A 15618-nucleotide genomic window follows, 5' to 3' on the forward strand; every position below is an offset into this window, starting at 1 on the left:
CCGATCCTAGATCCGCGCGGCGGCGCCGAGCCGGGCGAGCAGTTCCCGGTTGTCGGCGGTGCCGGCGAGCCGGCGCAGCAGCTGGTCCAGCGCCTGCTGCCGGTCCACCTGGGACAGCGCGCCCCGCAGGGCCCGCAGGCGCTCCCGCTCGTCGGGGGTCACCAGCAGCTCCTCCCGCCGGGTGCCGGACGGGCGCAGGTCCACCGCGTGGAAGGTACGCCGGTCGGCGAGCGTACGGTCCAGCCGCAGCTCGGCGTTGCCGGTGCTCTTCAGCTCCTCGAAGATCAGGGTGTCGGCGGCGGAGCCGGTGTCCACCAGCGCGGAGGCGAGGACGGTCAGCGAGCCGCCGTGCTCGACATTGCGCGCCGCGGCGAGCAGCCGCTTGGGCGGCCCCAGCGCGGCGACATCCACGCCCCCGGAGAGGGTACGTCCGCCGGGGCGGGCGGCCAGGTTGTAGGCGCGGCCCAGCCGGGTGAGCGAGTCGAGCAGCACGACGACGTCGTGCCCCAGCTCGACCAGGCGCTTCGCCCGCTCGATCGCCAACTCCGCCACCGTGGTGTGGTCCTGTGGCGGACGGTCGAACGTGGCCGCGATGACCTCGCCCTTCACCGACCGGGACATATCGGTGACCTCTTCCGGACGCTCGTCCACCAGCACCACCATCAGGTGACACTCCGGGTTGTTCCGGGTGATCGCGTTCGCGATGGCCTGCAGCACCATCGTCTTACCGGCCTTCGGCGGCGACACGATCAGTGCCCGCTGCCCCTTGCCGATCGGCATCACCAGGTCGATCACCCGGGTGGTCAGGATGTGCGGCTCGGTCTCCAGCCGCAGCCGCTCCTGCGGGTACAGCGCGGTGAGGTCGTGGAACTCCGGGCGGCGCCCCGCCTGCTCGGGCGGGAGGTTGTTGACCGTGTCCAGGCGGACGAACTGCCCTCCACGCGCCCCGCCGGTGACCGCGTCGCCGCGGCGCAACCGGTGCCGGCGCGCCTGGGCCAGGGAGAGGTGCGCGTCACCCGGCGAGGGCAGGTAGCCGTCGACGCGGACGGCCGCGCCCCGGTCGTCGAGGTCGACCACGCCGCTGACCGGCGTGAGGTGTGCAGGGTTCATCGGATGCCTTTCGCGAGGCGGCTTCCGGGGCCGGCGGGGTAGGGCAACGGCGGCCCGGGATGCCGTGGTGGGGAGGCCGTCGGCGCGCGGGTCGCGGCGGACGGTGCGACGGACCGTCGGCGCGGCGCGGACGGGTCCGGTGGAGACGTCGGCCCGGCCGGCCAGGAGGACGACCGCGGGGCGGGACGGGGAGTGGCGGATCTCCGGGCGGCGCCGTGCGCCGGCATCCGGGTCCAGTCGCAGGATAACCCTGTCGTCGGGGGCCGGGCAAGCGCCGTGTCGTGGGGCTGGGACCCGCGGCGGGCTAGAGTGAGGCGGCGCCGAGCGGAGGGCGAGGACGGTGACGGCACGCACGGCGGTCGACCAGCTCCGGCTGGGCGACCACATCTGCTGGATCCACGACGACGGGACCGACGGCCTCGACGCCGCCGGGCGGTTCGTCGCCCACGGCCTGGGTCTCGGACACAAGGTCGTCTGGTGCACCGACGCGATCGCCCCGTCGGCTGCCCGCGCGCACCTCGACGAGCGGGGGGTGCCGACCGAGAGGGCCCTGGCTGGCGGTCAGCTGCGCATAGTGCCGGCGGTGGAGAGCTACCTGGCCGGACGCCGGTTCAGCCCGGAGAGGATGATAGACAGCCTGGTCGCGGAGGCTGCCCGCGCACGCCGGGAGGACTACCCAGGTCTGCGACTGGTCGGGGACATGGGGTGGGCGCTGCGGCAGGGCGCCTCGGTGGCCGAGCTGTGCCGCTACGAGGCCGAGGTCAACCAGCTCTTCCTCACCGGCGAGGTCGCCGCGCTCTGCCTCTACGACCGCCGGTTGTTCGCGCGGGAGCAGCTGCACCCGGTGAGCGCCGCGCACCCGGCCACGGTCGGCCCGCACGCCAGCGGGTCGTGGCGCCCGATGCTGCGGGCGTACCGCACCTCCGACCCGCACGGCCTGCGCCTGGTCGGCGAGGTCGACCGCAGCAACCGGGAGGCGTTCACCGCCGTGCTCCGCCATGCCGGCAGGCCGGCACCGACCGGACGGACGGTGCTGGACGTCTCCGAGCTGAGGTTCGCGGACGTGAGCGCGGCGACCGTGCTGGCCCGTGCCCGCCGGTCCGGGCCCACCGACGTACGCCTGGTCGGCTGCCGTCCGGCGCTGTCCCGGCTGCTCGACCTGGTGGGCGCCGTCGACCCCGCGGGGTGTCCGGCATGACGGTGTCGGAGCCGGCCGGGCCGCCGAGTCCCGGCCTGGTCCACGAGGGACTCTTCTACCGGGACACGGCGGCCCTGCTCGATGGCACGGTCCCGTTCGTCGAAGACGGGTTGCGCCGGGGCGAACCGGTGCTGGTGGCCGTGCCCGGGGACCGGTTGACGCTGATCCGCGCCGGCGTCGGCGCCGACGGTGACCGGGTCCGGTGGGCCGACATGACCGAGGCCGGCCGGAACCCGGGGAGGATCATCCCCTGGGTGTTGCAGGCCTTCCTCGACCGCCACCCCGGGCGGCGGGTCCGGATCGTCGGCGAGCCGGTGTGGGCGGGGCGTACCGAGCTGGAACAGCCGGCGTGCGCCCAGCACGAGGCGTTGATCAACGCGGCGTTCGCCGGGCGCGATCTGCACATCCGCTGCCCGTACGACGCGTCGCGGCTGCCCGCCGGGGTGCTCGCCGACGCCTGCCGCACCCATCCGGTGCTGGTCGACGCGGCGGGCCGGCGGCCCAGCGTCACCTTCGCCCCGGCGCAGGTGGTCGCCGGCCACAACAAGCCGCTGCCGGTGCCGGCCGAACCGGTCCCGGTGCTGCGGTACACCGCCGAAAACCTGCCCGAGGTACGGCGGTTCGTCACCGGTCACGCGGACGGCGGCGGCCTGCACCCGGACCGGGTCGCCGACCTGCAGATCGCGGTGACCGAGCTGGCCACGAACAGCGTGGTGCACGCCGGTGGCGGCGGCGAGCTGCGGGTGTGGCGGACCGGCGAGCACCTGGTCTGCGAGATCCGCGACGACGGCTGGCTGGCCGATCCGCTCGCCGGCCGGCTGGCCCCCCGGCACGACGGGATCGGCGGGCGCGGGCTGGTCATCGTGCACGCGCTCTGCGACCTGGTGCTGGTGCACCGCACGACGGCCGGAACCACGGTCCGGCTGCACATGCGCCACGACGACAGGGTCGGCGCGTGACCGGGACGTACGAGTTGCGGCCGATCGGCCGGGTCGAGTCGCCGCTGACGGATCCGGACGTCGCGCCGAAGCAGGGCGACGAGGGCGCGCCGGAGGCGTGGCTGGTCTTCTCCCCGGTCGTCGAAGCCGGCCTGCGCGACCTGCGGCCCGGCGCCGAGGTGCTGGGGTTCACCTGGCTGGACCGGGCCCGCAGGGACGTCCTGGCAGTGCATCCGCGCGGTGACCGGAGCCTCGGTCAGTGGCCGCGGGCCAGCCACTCCCCGACGTGCGGGGCCTCCGCGCCGACGGTGGTGCTGTCGCCGTGCCCGGTGTGCACCACGGTTTCCGGGGGCAGGGTGAGCAGCCGGGTCCGGATCGAATCCACGATGGTGCCGAAGTCGCTGTACGACCGGCCCGTCGCGCCGGGCCCGCCGGCGAAGAGGGTGTCGCCGGTGAAGACCACGCCGAGCGCCGGAGCGTGGAAGCTGCACGCCCCGGGACTGTGGCCGGGGGTGTGCAGCACCCGCAGGGTGGTCCCGGCGACGTCGACGGCCTGACCGTCGGCCAGCTCCCCGTCCGGGGGCAGGTCGGGGTGGACCAGGTCCCAGAGCACCCGGTCGGCGGGGTGCAGCAGGACCGGCGCGCCGGTGGCCCGGGCCAGCTCGGGCGCCACCCGTACGTGGTCGTCGTGGGCGTGGGTGGCCAGGACGGCGACGACCCGGCGGTCGCCGACGGCGCGCAGGATGGCCGCGACGTCGTGCGGGGCGTCGACCACGACGCACTCGGCGTCGTCGCCGACCACCCAGACGTTGTTGTCCACGTCGAAGGTCTGCCCGTCGAGGGAGAACGTGCCGGAGGTGACGGCGTGGTCGACCCGGGCGGTCACGGGAACACCACCACCGAGCGCAGCACGTCGCCGTGGTGCATCCGGCCGAAGGCCTCCTCGACCTGGTCCAGCGCGATCTCCTCGGTGACGAAGGCGTCCAGGTCGAGCCGGCCCTGCAGGTAGAGCTCGGTGAGCATCGGGAAATCGCGGCTGGGCAGGCAGTCGCCGTACCAGCTGGACTTGAGCGCGCCGCCGCGGCCGAAGACGTCCAGCAGCGGCAGGTCGACGGTCATCTGGGGGGTCGGCACGCCGACCAGCACGACGGTGCCGGCCAGGTCGCGGGCGTAGAACGCCTGCTTCCAGGTTTCCGGGCGGCCGACCGCGTCGATCACCACGTCGGCGCCGAACCCGCCGGTGGCGGCCCGGATCGCCTCGACCGGGTCCTCGGCGGAGGCGTTGACGGTGTGGGTGGCGCCGAACTTCCGCGCCCAGTCGAGCTTCCGGGCGTCGGTGTCCACCGCGATGATCGTCGTCGCGCCGGCCAGCGCCGCGCCGGCGACGGCCGCGTCGCCGACGCCCCCGCAGCCGATCACCGCCACCGAGTCGCCCCGGGTGACCCCGCCGGTGTTCATCGCGGCGCCGAGGCCGGCCATCACCCCGCAGCCGAGCAGGCCGACCGCGGCGGGCCGGGCGGCCGGGTCGACCTTGGTGCACTGGCCGGCGTGCACCAGGGTCTTCTCGGCGAAGGCTCCGATGCCCAGCGCCGGGGTGAGTTCGGTGCCGTCGGTGAGGGTCATCTTCCGGGCCGCGTTGTGGGTGTTGAAGCAGTACCAGGGGCGGCCGCGGCGACAGGCCCGGCAGACGCCGCAGACGGCCCGCCAGTTGAGCACCACGAAGTCGCCGGGCGCGACGCCGGTGACCCCCTCCCCCACCTGCTCCACGACACCGGCCGCCTCGTGGCCGAGCAGGAACGGGTATTCGTCGTTGATGCCGCCCTCGCGGTAGTGCAGGTCGGTGTGGCACACCCCGCAGGACTGGATCCTCACCACCGCCTCGCCGGGCCCCGGGTCGGGCACCACGATGGTGGTGACCTCGACCGGCGCGCCCTTGCGCCGCGAAACGACTCCCCGGACTTCCTGGCTCACAGTGTCCTCCTGGCTGCGTCCACGATCATGCCTCTCTGGGAACCTACCGCCGGCCGACGTCGGGGACCCAGCCGAACGCGGCAGGTTATCCCGGCCGGTGCCGGGTAGGCGGGGGCACGGTTCTCCGCGGGGACGGGAGTGGACATGAAGCTCACGCATGCGCCGTTGCGGGTCAGCATCGGCGCGTTCATCCTCAATTCCGGGCTGGGCAAGCGGACCCTGGAGGGTGAGGCCGCCGAGGCGGTGCACGGCATGGCGGTCGGCGCGATCCCCCAGCTCGGGCAGGTGGAGCCGGCCCGCTTCGTCCGGCTGCTGTCCAGGGGCGAGGTGGCGCTGGGTGCCGCACTGCTCACCCCGTTCGTGCCGTCCCTGCTGGCCGGGCTGGGGCTGACCGCGTTCGGCGCCGGGTTGGTGCAGCTCTACCTGCGCACGCCCGGGCTGCGGGAGCCGAACAGCCTGAAGCCGACCCAGGCGGGCATCGGCCTCGCCAAGGACGTCTGGCTCGTCGGCGCCGGCCTCACCCTGGTCCTGGACTCCCTCACCCACCGCCGGCGCTGCCGCTGACCGGCCCGCCGACCCTGGCCGGGTCGCCGATCAGGCGCCGGGCACGGCCGCGGCGGGTGCGGGTGCGGCGGCGCGCTCCTCGGCGAGCCGGCGGCGGGCGGCGTTGCGGTAGCGCAGCACCTGCACCGCGCCGAGCGCCCAGAGCAGGTACTGCACGGCGAAGGCCCAGCGGAAGGCGTCCAGCGGCGGGGTGACGCTGCCGGCCGGGGTGCTCAGGTCAAGCACCACGCCGACCGCGAGGACCAGTGCGATCGACGCGACGAAGCCACCGACGTTGACGATGCCGGTCGCGCTGCCGATCCGGTGGACCGGGTTGAAGGTGCGGGCGTAGTCGAAGCCGATCACCGAGCCGGGGCCGTTCACGGCGAGCACGAGCACCAGGGTCACCAGCAGCCAGTGCGGGGCCCGTCCCGGCCAGGCGAGCACGACGGCCCAGACCACGGCGGTGGCGCCGGTGATGGCGAAGACCACCACCGAGCGGCGGAACGGGTGCCGGGCGCACAGGTGCGCGATCACCGGCCCGGACAGCAGCGTGGCCACGGTCATCAGGGTGAGCAGGGCCGCCGCGCCGGTCGGGGTGAGCCCCTGCCCCTGCACCAGGAACGGGTAGCCCCAGAGCAGCGCGAAGACCGCGCCGGAGAACTGGGTGACGAAGTGCGTCCACAGCCCCAGCCGGGTGCCCGGCTGCGCCCAGGCGGCGGCCAGTTGCCGGCGTACGGTGGCCAGGTTCGGGGCTACGGCGCCGGCGTGCTCGCGGTGCGGGGTGTCCCGGACCCCGGCGGCCACCAGCAGCAGCACCGTCGCGCCGAGCGCGGCGGCGGTGAGGAAGGCCGGGGTCCAGCCCGCGTGGTGCAGCAGCGCGACCAGCGGCACGGCGCCGAGGATCGCGCCGAGCTGGCCGAGGGTCCCGGTGAGCTGCACCAGCAGCGGGTTGCGCCGGCCCGGGAACCAGAAGGCCACGATCCGCAGCACGCTGATGAAGGTCATCGCGTCGCCCAGACCGACCAGCACCCGGGCGGCCACGGCAAGCCGTACGTCGGTGGCGACGGCGAAGCAGAGCTGACCGGCGACCATCAGCGCGCCCCCGACGAGCAGCAGCCGGCGCGAGCCGTACCGGTCGAGCAGCACCCCGACCGGCACCTGCATGGCCGCGTACACGGCGAGCTGGGCCACCGTGAAGGTGGCCAGGGCGGAGGCGTTGATGTCGAAGCGGTGCGCGGCGTCCACCCCGGTCACGCCGAGCGAACTGCGGTGGAACACCGCCGCCACGTACGCGGTGACCGCCACCGCCCAGACCAGCGCGGCCGAGCGGCGCGGGACGGCCGTCGGGGCGGCGCTCACCGCAGGGTCCGCAGCACGGTCGCCGCGTTGTCGATGTGCGTGCCGACGGCGTCCAGCCAGACCTGCCGGTCGTCGCCGTCGAGGGCGGCGAGCTGACCGGCGTGTTCGGTGAGGGCCACCTCCGCCCAGCCCGGTGAGAGCCGGAAGCTGGCCTCGCCCATCCGCAGCTGCCGGTCGCGCAGCCGGTGGTAGAGCTCGGCGAGGATCTCGTTGCCGGCGGCCTCGACCACGCTGGCGTGGAAGGCCCGGTCGGCCTCCATCAGCGCGCGCAGGTCACCGGCGGCGTGCGCCTCGCGCATCCGGTCCAGACAGCCGGCGAGCACCGGGCGCAGGGTGTGCCGCTGCGGCCAGACCCGTTCGGCGGCGTGCAGCTCGACCAGGCGGCGGGCCTCGATGACGTCGACGATCTCCCGGGCGGAGACCGGCCGGATCAACGCGCCGCGCTTGGGGTAGAGGGCCACCAGTCCCTCGGCCTCGAGCCGGAGCAGCGCCTCGCGGACCGGCGTGCGGGACACCCCGGCGGCCTCGGCGATCTCGCCCTCGCTGATCAGTAGGCCGCCCGGGTAGATCTGCTCCAGGATGGCCCGCTTGAGGTGGCGGTAGGCCCGCTCGGCGGCCGACGGCGCGGCGGTCCGCGACGGCGGGCTGGGATGCGTCATGTATCTATGATGCATCTCTACCGGTCTGCCCCGCCCTCACGTTGGTCCCGGGGTGCGGCACGCCACATCGGGCCCGCCGGTGGCGGTCGGCCGTCCGTCACTCCCGTCGCGGCAAACCCCGTCAGTCGGAGCGGGAAGCCGAGCTGAGCGTGATCACGCCGTCGTCGCCCAGCTCGAAGCCGGTCCGGACCGGCTCGCCGAGACGGTCGAGCAGTTCGGCGAGCCACCGGGCCTCGGCGGGCTCCGCCGGCTCCAGCCGCATCCGGCGGATCCGGACCGGGACCAGGCGCAGCCGGACCAGCCGGCCCGCGTCGAAGGTGGGCAGGTGCAGCAGCCGCAGCTCCGGGCGGAACGACTCCTGCCCGCCGATCCCCTCGTAGTCGTCCACCAGGTCACCGCAGCCGTAGAGGATCAGCCGGCCCCGGTGGACCTCGATCGGACGCGGGTGGTGCGACGAGTGGCCGTGCACCACGTGCACCCCGGCCTCGACCAGCCGGTGCGCGAAGCGCACCTGCTCCGCCGGCACCTGGTAACCCCAGTTCGAGCCCCAGTGCACGGAGACCACCACCAGGTCGCCGGGCCGGGCCTCGCGTGCGACCCGGTCGGCGAGCGCGCCGGCGGACGCCTCGGTCGTCTCCGGCAGGTACGCCACCCCCGGTCGCCGGTCGGCCGCCGCCCACTGCGGCGGGATCCCGCTGGACGGGGCGCCCACCGACCAGAGCAGCAGCCGGCGTCCGCCGCCCAGGTCGACCCGGGCCGGACGCCACGCCTCGGCCTCGTCCCGGCCCGCACCCGCCGGCGTGACACCGACCCGACGCAGCCCGTCGAGGGTGTCGGCGAGCCCCTGCGGGCCGAAGTCCAGCACGTGGTTGTTGGCCAGAGCGCAGACATCGAGCCGGGCAGCCGTCAGGCAGGGCAGGTTCTCCGGATGCATCCGGTAGTGGATCCCCTTGCCGGGCGCGAACTCCCCCCGGCCCGTCACCGAGGTCTCCAGGTTGACGATCCGCACGTCCGGTCGCAGGTCGTCCAGCAGTCGCAACGCCGCACCCCACGGCCACTCCGGCGGAACCGGGCGCGGGATCGGCCCGGAGGCCGACTCGGCGAGTTCCACGTACCGGCGGGCGTCGGTGACCGCCGGCTCCCGCAGCTCCGGCGGGCCGGGTCGGGGCAGGATCTGGTCCACGCCCCGGCCGGTCATCACGTCCCCGCTGAGAAAGAGGGTCACCCCGTCGCCCGGCATGGCGCCGGCATTCCCGTCGGGAGCGGCTTCGCACGCCGGCAGCGATGGGAATCCCGGAGCACCGGGAGGCCGCGCTCGCCCAGGAGGAGAAGCGGGGCAGCACCCCGCCCTGACGGCTCAGCCGGCCCCGGTCGGGACGGGCCGGTCGGTCGCCTCGCCGGCTTCGGCGGCGGCCCAGAGGTCGACCAGCAGCCGCTGGAACTCCTCCGCCCGCTCGATCTGCGGCATGTGGCCGCAGTCGGAGAAGAGGTGGGTACGGGCCCGGGGGAACCGCTCCCGCGCGGCGTCCAGGTGGGCGGCGGGCAGGATGAGGTCCCGGTCGCCCCAGACGACCAGGGTGGGGATGTCGTGCCGGGCGACCTCGGTGAGCAGTTCCTCCCGCCACTGCGGGCGTACCCCACGGAACGTGCCGAGGTCCCGGACGAGTTCCCGCATCACCCGCGCGGCGTACGGCTGGCGGGCCACCTCCAGGGCGTACGCGATCCGCTCGTCGGTGACGAACGCGGGGTCGCGGAAGATGGCCCGCTCGGTGCGGCGGGCCATGCCCCGGCTGGGGCGCAGCAGCAGCCGGGCCAGCGGGCGCAGCGCGAGCAGCCGCAGGGCGATGGTCACCTCCTGGCCGAAGCCGGCGCTGTCGACCAGGGCGAGGCTGGCCACCCGGGCCGGCTCGGTCGCCGCGAACCGCATGGCCACCGCGCCGCCGAGGGAGTTGCCGACCAGGTGCACCGGCCGGTCGAGGCCGACCGCGTCGAGGTAGTGGCCGACGAAGCGGCCCAGCGCCGGCAGGGTGCACGGGCCGGCCAGCGGTAGCGAGCCGCCGTGGCCGGGCAGGTCGACGCTGTGCACCCGGAACCGCCGGGCGAGCAGGTCGTGCTGGTCGGTGAAGTCGCGCAGCGTGCGCCCGATGCCGTGCAGCAGCACCACGGGCGGCCCGTCGCCGTCGACCCGGTGGCGCACCCGCCGCCCGTCGACCGTCACGTGCCGGGGACGCGGCCCGGTGGCGGCGCTCATGCCGGGTCCGCCGCGGAGACGTCGGCCGGGCCGGGGGTACCGGCTGCCTGGGCGGTGTGGGCACCGGCGGCGGGCCGGCCGGCGCCGGCGTTGAGCCCGATGACGAGGAGGCGGTTGTAGGAGGCGGGGACGAACCGGGCCAGCAGGTCCGGCAGCTTCGCCGACCAGCCGATCAGCACCCGGCCGCGGCGCCGCTCGACGCCGCGCAGGATCACGTCGGCGGCCTTCGCCGGGGGGATGGAGAGCAGCTTCTCGAACTGCCGCCGGCCGGTCTCGTACTCCTCGGGGGCCACCCCGCTGCCGACCCGGGCGTTGCGGGCGATCCGGGTGGCGATGCCGCCGGGGTGCACCGAGGTCACGCCGATCCCGTCGTCGACCAGTTCGTGGCGCAGCGCCTCGGTGAAGCCGCGTACCGCGAACTTGCTGGCCGAGTAGGCGGCCTGGCCGGCCGGTGCGATCAGGCCGAACAGGCTGGAGACGTTGACCAGGTGCGCCCCCGGCTCGGCCTTGAGCGCCGGCAGCAGCGCGTGGGTCAGCTGCACCACGGCGTGGAAGTTGATGTCCAGCAGCCAGTTGAACTCGTCGAGGGTGACCTGGTCGAACCGTCCGCCCAGGGCCACCCCGGCGTTGTTCACCAGCAGCCGGATCCGGGGGTGCCGGACCCGGATCTCCTCGGCCACCCGGGCGGTGGCGGCCCGGTCGGCCAGGTCGACCACGTAGGTGGCGACCTGCCGGTCCGGGTACGCGGCCCGGACCGCGGCGACCACCGCGTCGAGCCGCTCGGCGTCCCGGTCGATCAGGACGAGGTCGCTGCCGCGCCGGGCGAGCCCGTGCGCCAGCGCCTCGCCGATCCCGCTGGCGGCGCCGGTGACCACGGCGGTTCCGGCCGTGAAGACGAAGGTGCGCACGCGCCCTCCTCTGCTGGGGTGGATGGGACGGGGACCCGGTCAGGCGACCGGGGCCCCGGCGGTACGGGAGTCCGGGGTGGACGGGGCCGGCGTGGCCCGGGAGAAGCGGACCCCCTCGTCGGTCAGCCGACCGTGCCGCATCAGCACCACGTCCCGGGCGTAGTTCTGGTAGAGCCGCCACGGCGCGCGGGCGCCCTGCTTGGGCAGCGCGTCCACGCTGCGCAGCACGTACCCGGACTTCAGGTCGATGATCGGCTCCAGCTCGCTACCGGTCGGCGCGACCGGGGTGACGATCTGCTGGCCGGTGGAGTCCAGGTGGCGCAGCAGCCGGCAGACGTACGTGGCGACGAGGTCCGCCTTCAGCGTCCAGGACGCGTTGGTGTAGCCGATCGTCATGGCGAAGTTCGGCACCCCGGAGAGCATCATCCCCTTGTACGCCACGGTCTGCCCGAGGTCCACGTCGACGCCGTCCACGGCGAGGGTCATCCCGCCGAAGGCGAGCAGGTTGAGCCCGGTGGCGGTGACGATCACGTCGGCCGGCAGTTCCTCGCCGGAGCTGAGCCGAACGCCCCACTCGGTGAAGGTGTCGATGGTGTCGGTGACCACCGAGGCCCGACCGGTCTTCACGGCGGTGAACAGGTCGCCGTCGGGCACCACGCAGAGCCGCTGGTCCCACGGGTCGTAGCGGGGCGAGAAGTGCCGGTCGATGTCGTAGCCGGCCGGCAGCCGGCCCTTGGCGGCCCGGCGCAGCAGCGCCCTGACCACCTTCGGCGCCCGCCGGCTGAGCTGGAAGTTGGCGGTGCCGAGCAGCACGTTCTTCCAGCGCACCACCGGGTAGACGGCCTTCTCCGGCAGCCAGCGGCGCAGCGCGTCGGCGACCACGTCCCGGGACGGCAGCGAGATCACGTAGGTGGGCGAGCGCTGGAGCATGGTGACGTGGGCGGCCCGCTCGGCCATCGCCGGCACCAGGGTCACCGCGGTGGCGCCGCTGCCGATCACCACCACCCGCCTGCCGGTGTGGTCGAGGTCGTCGGGCCAGCGCTGCGGGTGCACCAGCGTGCCGGCGAACCGCTCGATGCCTGGGAACTGCGGGGTGTAGCCCTCGTCGTAGCGGTAGTAGCCGGCGCAGGTGAAGAGGAACGCGCAGGTCAGCACCACGTCTTCGGCGGTGTCGTCGCGCCGGACGTGGACCGTCCAGCGCGCGGTCGCGCTGTCCCACTCGGCGCGGACCACCCGGTGGTGGAAGCGGATGTGCTCCTCGACGCCGTACTCGCGGGCGGTCTCCCGGACGTAGCTGCGGATGGAGTCGCCGTCGGCGATCGCCTTCGGGTCGGTCCACGGCTTGAACGAGTAGCCGAGGGTGAACATGTCCGAGTCGGAGCGGATGCCCGGGTAGCGGAACAGGTCCCAGGTGCCGCCGATCGCGCCGCGCGCCTCGAGGACGGCGTACGTCTTGTCGGGACAGTTGCGTCGCAGGTGCACGGCCGCGCCGATGCCGGACAGGCCGGCCCCGACGATGAGCACGTCGACGTGGTCGGAGGCCATCGCATCTCCCGGGTCCGAGGCAGAGGACCGGACACTATCCACCGCCGTCGACGTCCGTCAACACCCTGTCGAGTGGGCTCGACATGCTGTCGACCGGGTGTAGCATCGACGCCCATGACCACCGCCCGTACCCCCGCCGGGACCGGGCGCGGACGGCGGGCCGCGCGGTCCGCGGGCGACGACCGCGAGCTGGCCATCCTGACCAGCGCCGAGCGCCTGCTGCGGCAGCGCGCCTTCGGCGAGATCTCGATCGACGACCTGGCCCGGGGCGCGGGCATCTCCCGGCCGACCTTCTACTTCTACTTCCCGTCCAAGGACGCGGTGCTGCTCACCCTGCTCGACCGGGTCACCGAGGAGGCCGACGCGGCCGCCGGGGACGTGCTGGACCGGCTCGCCGAGGACCCGCGGGCCCGCTGGCGGGAGCTGATCAGCCGGTTCCACGCCACCTTCGGTGCGCACCGGACGGTGGTGCTGGCCTGCGCCCAGGTCCGCGGCACCAACGCCGAGGTACGCCGGCTCTGGGCCAACGTGCTGGAACGCTGGGTGCAGGCCGTTCAGGCGGCGATCGAGGCGGAACGGCGCCGCGGCGCCGCCCCGCCCGGGCTCCCCGCCCGGGACCTGGCCATCGCGCTGAACTCGATGAACGAGCGGGTCTGGTACGCCACCTTCGCCGGTGACGGGCCGGCCGTGGCCGAGCGGGACGTGGTGGACGTGCTGCTCGACGTCTGGCTGAGCGGCATCTACCGCACCACGACCCCGCAGTGACGGCGCGCCGGCTGGGGACGCGCCCGTCCCCAGCCGGTCGCCGCGACCCGGGTCAGCCGGCCCGGGTGAACTCCATGATCCAGTTGGTCTCCCAGCTCCGCCCGCCATCGGTGGAGAAGGCCTGCTCCCAGCGGCAGTGGGTCGGGGTGATGCCGGACCAGACGAACCGGCAACGGACCGGGCGTCCCTCGTCAGTGTCGTCGGCGAAGAACGTGCCGACCCCGTCGGCGAACCGGCCGACCACCGGGGGCACCTCCAGCACCCCGCGACGGCTGTTCATCCAGTAGATCGACCATTCCTCCCGGACCGGATCGAAGATCCGTACGGTGGCGCCGGAGAAGCCGCGGCTGGGAAACGACACCTCGTCGAAGCTGCCCCCGCCGTCGAAGAACTGGTGGGCGACGCTGGCGCCGGGGAACTCGTCCCACTCGTCGCTGCCGACGTGCCGCTTCACCAGGCGCCGGCTGGCGACGTCCCACCGGCCGAGGAAGAAGTCGAAGTCGCCGCTCACCGTCCCACCGGTCCTTCCATCTTGCGGTCGGCCAGGTAGCCGTCCAGGTCGGGCCGGTCGGGGGCGAGGACGTGACGGACCCAGGCGGCCCGCTCGTGCTCCAGCACCCCCAGCTCCCAGACGCAGCCCACCCCGGGTCGGTCCAGCGGCACGAAGCGCGCCGGGTCGTCGTCCGGGCAGCCGAGCGCCGGCTGGCCGGCGACGGCGATCCGGCACTCCACCACGTTGTCCCAGAACCAGGTGTACGCCAGCAGGTAGGCGCCGGTGTCCGCGCCCCGGTGCAGCACCACCCAGCCGGCCGGCGGGGTGCTGCCGTCCGGTGGCGGCAGCAGGTGGGGCAGGACGGCGTACGCGGCCCGTTCCACCTCCGGCGTGATCCTCCGGTCGGGCTGGTCGATCTGATAGCGCTTGAGCTGCCGGCCGGCGACGGTGGTCGCCCCGCGCACCCGCAGCTCCTTGTCTCGGAAAGCCATGCCGGGACGGTAGCGCCGACCCCTGACAACTACTGTCAGTGGAATGCGCGCCAGTCGCCTGCTGTCGGTCCTGCTGCTGCTCCAGACGCACGGCCGGATGACCGCCGCCAATCTCGCCGAGCGCCTCGAGGTCTCCACCCGCACCATCTACCGGGACGTCGAGTCGCTGCACGCCGCCGGCATCCCGCTCTACGGGGAGGCCGGGCACGCCGGCGGCTACCGGCTGGTCGACGGCTGGCGTACCCGGCTGACCGGGTTGACCGCGGAGGAGGCCGAGCGGCTCTTCCTCGCCGGCCTGCCCGGCCCGGCCGCCGAACTCGGGTACGGCGCCGTGGTGGCCGCCGTGCAGCTCAAGTTGGACGCCGCGCTGCCGCCGGTGCTGCGGGACCGGGCCGAGGCGGTCCGCCAGCGCTTCCACCTGGACACCCCGAACTGGTACTCCGACGTCGACGCCTCGCCCCACCTGGGTCCCACCGCAGAGGCGGTGTGGCGACAGCACCGGCTGCGGGTGCGCTACCGCAGCTGGCGCGGCGAGCGGACCACGGTGCTGGCGCCGTACGGCCTGGTGCTCAAGGGCGGCCGGTGGTACGTGGTGGCCGACGGCGGGCACGGGCCGGCCAGCTACCGGGATACGGGCCAGGGCTTCGCCGTTCGGGGCGGGGGTGAAGGCCCGCGCGGGAGGGCCTAACCCGGCGGATTCTGCTGCTCGATGTGCTGGCGCAGGGCGGTCAATGGTGGGCCGCCGACGGACCCGGCGAAGTAGGAGGCTGACCACAACTTGTTGGCCCGGTAGTAGTGGCGCACGGGGTCGGGGAACTCCTGGCGCATCCGGCGTGAGGACACGCCCTTGGGGCTGTTGACCAGCTTCGACAGGGCGACCTTGGGCGGGTAGTTGACCAACAGGTGCACGTGCTCGCCTTCGCCGTTGAACTCGACCAGGGCGGTGTCGAAGTCGGCGCACACTGCCCGCATGATCTCCTCCAGGCGCCTGAGATGTCGGTCACCGAACACCGTGCCGGAACGTGGTCACGAAGACCAAGTGGGCACGCAGGACGAACACGCCGTGCCTGCCAGTCGGGGCGGCTCCAGTGTCGGCCATGGATGGTTGACTGTCCGATGTGCAGCTCCGGTACAACTACCGCGTCTACCCGACGTCCGGGCAGCAGGCAGCGTTGGCGCGGGCGTTCGGGTGCGCGCGGGTGGTGTTCAACGACGGGCTGCGCGCACGCCAGCAGGCCCATGGGGCCGGCGAGGCGTACCTGTCCGATGGCGAGTTGTCGAAGCGGGTCATCACCCAGGCCAAGCAGAGGCCCGAGCGGGCGTGGCTGGGTGAGGTGTCGGCGGTCGTCCTCCAGCAGGCCCTCGCGGACCTGAACATCGCCTA

Annotated in this window: 16 protein-coding genes and 2 pseudogenes; 6 read left to right on the forward strand and 12 right to left on the reverse strand. The window is 74.2% G+C overall.

Going from position 1 to position 15618, the window contains the following annotated elements; translation table 11 throughout:
* Window positions 1-6: 6 nt before the first annotated feature.
* Window positions 7-1095: pseudogene (gene rho, locus ACLQ2U_RS30665) on the reverse strand (transcription termination factor Rho); the annotation flags it as partial.
* A gap of 355 nt (window positions 1096-1450) precedes the next feature.
* On the opposite strand from rho, the gene ACLQ2U_RS30670 reads away from it, so the two are divergent.
* Both ACLQ2U_RS30670 and ACLQ2U_RS30675 read left to right on the forward strand, forming a co-directional pair.
* Window positions 1451-2308 carry an MEDS domain-containing protein gene (locus ACLQ2U_RS30670; protein ID WP_425754383.1) on the forward strand — a complete coding sequence of 286 codons (858 nt, stop codon included), beginning with the start codon at window positions 1451-1453 and terminating at the stop codon, window positions 2306-2308.
* On the forward strand, window positions 2305-3267 hold the full coding sequence (locus ACLQ2U_RS30675) for an anti-sigma factor RsbA family regulatory protein (RefSeq protein ID WP_425754384.1): 963 nt from the start codon (window positions 2305-2307) through the stop codon (window positions 3265-3267). Before ACLQ2U_RS30670 ends, ACLQ2U_RS30675 begins: the two co-directional genes overlap by 4 nt.
* A 235-nt stretch (window positions 3268-3502) precedes the next feature.
* On the opposite strand, the gene ACLQ2U_RS30680 is transcribed toward ACLQ2U_RS30675, so the two are convergent.
* Window positions 3503-4132, reverse strand: a complete 630-nt coding sequence (locus ACLQ2U_RS30680) for an MBL fold metallo-hydrolase (protein WP_425754385.1) — start codon at window positions 4130-4132, stop codon at window positions 3503-3505.
* Window positions 4129-5217, reverse strand: coding sequence for an S-(hydroxymethyl)mycothiol dehydrogenase (locus tag ACLQ2U_RS30685; protein WP_425754386.1), 1089 nt, complete (start codon window positions 5215-5217; stop codon window positions 4129-4131). The genes ACLQ2U_RS30680 and ACLQ2U_RS30685 overlap by 4 nt, the downstream gene beginning before the upstream one ends.
* A 144-nt stretch (window positions 5218-5361) precedes the next feature.
* Between ACLQ2U_RS30685 and ACLQ2U_RS30690 the strand changes: the two genes are divergently transcribed.
* Window positions 5362-5781 (forward strand): hypothetical protein, encoded by a 420-nt coding sequence (locus ACLQ2U_RS30690; protein ID WP_425754387.1) that lies wholly within the window; start codon window positions 5362-5364, stop codon window positions 5779-5781.
* Window positions 5782-5811: 30 nt separating this feature from the next.
* Here the strand turns inward: ACLQ2U_RS30690 and ACLQ2U_RS30695 are convergent, their stop codons facing one another.
* From ACLQ2U_RS30695 to ACLQ2U_RS30720, 6 genes are all read right to left on the reverse strand, one after another.
* Complete coding sequence (locus ACLQ2U_RS30695; RefSeq protein WP_425754388.1) at window positions 5812-7122, reverse strand: MFS transporter; 1311 nt, start codon at window positions 7120-7122, stop codon at window positions 5812-5814.
* Window positions 7119-7781, reverse strand: a complete 663-nt coding sequence (locus ACLQ2U_RS30700) for a GntR family transcriptional regulator (protein ID WP_425754389.1) — start codon at window positions 7779-7781, stop codon at window positions 7119-7121. Before ACLQ2U_RS30700 ends, ACLQ2U_RS30695 begins: the two co-directional genes overlap by 4 nt.
* Window positions 7782-7902: 121 nt before the next feature.
* On the reverse strand, window positions 7903-9021 hold the full coding sequence (locus ACLQ2U_RS30705; RefSeq protein ID WP_425754390.1) for a CapA family protein: 1119 nt from the start codon (window positions 9019-9021) through the stop codon (window positions 7903-7905).
* A 117-nt stretch (window positions 9022-9138) separates the two neighbouring features.
* Window positions 9139-10032, reverse strand: a complete 894-nt coding sequence (locus ACLQ2U_RS30710) for an alpha/beta fold hydrolase (protein ID WP_425754391.1) — start codon at window positions 10030-10032, stop codon at window positions 9139-9141.
* Window positions 10029-10940: an SDR family NAD(P)-dependent oxidoreductase gene (locus ACLQ2U_RS30715; protein WP_425754392.1), complete on the reverse strand. Its 912-nt coding sequence runs from the start codon at window positions 10938-10940 to the stop codon at window positions 10029-10031. The genes ACLQ2U_RS30710 and ACLQ2U_RS30715 overlap by 4 nt, the downstream gene beginning before the upstream one ends.
* Window positions 10941-10979: 39 nt before the next feature.
* Window positions 10980-12485: a flavin-containing monooxygenase gene (locus ACLQ2U_RS30720; RefSeq protein WP_425754393.1), complete on the reverse strand. Its 1506-nt coding sequence runs from the start codon at window positions 12483-12485 to the stop codon at window positions 10980-10982.
* A gap of 114 nt (window positions 12486-12599) precedes the next feature.
* Between ACLQ2U_RS30720 and ACLQ2U_RS30725 the strand changes: the two genes are divergently transcribed.
* Window positions 12600-13250, forward strand: coding sequence for a TetR/AcrR family transcriptional regulator (locus ACLQ2U_RS30725; RefSeq protein WP_425754394.1), 651 nt, complete (start codon window positions 12600-12602; stop codon window positions 13248-13250).
* Between the two features lie 52 nt (window positions 13251-13302).
* On the opposite strand, the gene ACLQ2U_RS30730 is transcribed toward ACLQ2U_RS30725, so the two are convergent.
* Together ACLQ2U_RS30730 and ACLQ2U_RS30735 are read right to left on the reverse strand one after the other, a co-directional pair.
* Window positions 13303-13761, reverse strand: a complete 459-nt coding sequence (locus ACLQ2U_RS30730; protein ID WP_425754395.1) for a hypothetical protein — start codon at window positions 13759-13761, stop codon at window positions 13303-13305.
* A complete protein-coding gene (locus tag ACLQ2U_RS30735) occupies window positions 13758-14234 on the reverse strand; it encodes a hypothetical protein (protein WP_425754396.1) in 477 nt (158 codons plus the stop codon). The genes ACLQ2U_RS30730 and ACLQ2U_RS30735 overlap by 4 nt, the downstream gene beginning before the upstream one ends.
* Window positions 14235-14277: 43 nt before the next feature.
* Here ACLQ2U_RS30735 and ACLQ2U_RS30740 point away from each other — a divergent pair, with 43 nt between their 5' ends.
* A complete protein-coding gene (locus tag ACLQ2U_RS30740; protein WP_425754397.1) occupies window positions 14278-14922 on the forward strand; it encodes a helix-turn-helix transcriptional regulator in 645 nt (214 codons plus the stop codon).
* Here the strand turns inward: ACLQ2U_RS30740 and tnpA are convergent.
* Window positions 14919-15333: pseudogene (tnpA, locus tag ACLQ2U_RS30745) on the reverse strand (IS200/IS605 family transposase). The gene ACLQ2U_RS30740 and the pseudogene tnpA overlap by 4 nt on opposite strands.
* A gap of 19 nt (window positions 15334-15352) precedes the next feature.
* Here tnpA and ACLQ2U_RS30750 point away from each other — a divergent pair.
* Window positions 15353-15618, forward strand: a 266-nt coding sequence (locus ACLQ2U_RS30750; RefSeq protein ID WP_425754398.1) for a helix-turn-helix domain-containing protein, incomplete at its 3' end; no start/stop codon positions are given.

Source organism: Micromonospora sp. DT47, assembly GCF_049844475.1.
In the GTDB taxonomy this organism is placed as follows: Bacteria; Actinomycetota; Actinomycetes; order Mycobacteriales; family Micromonosporaceae; genus Micromonospora.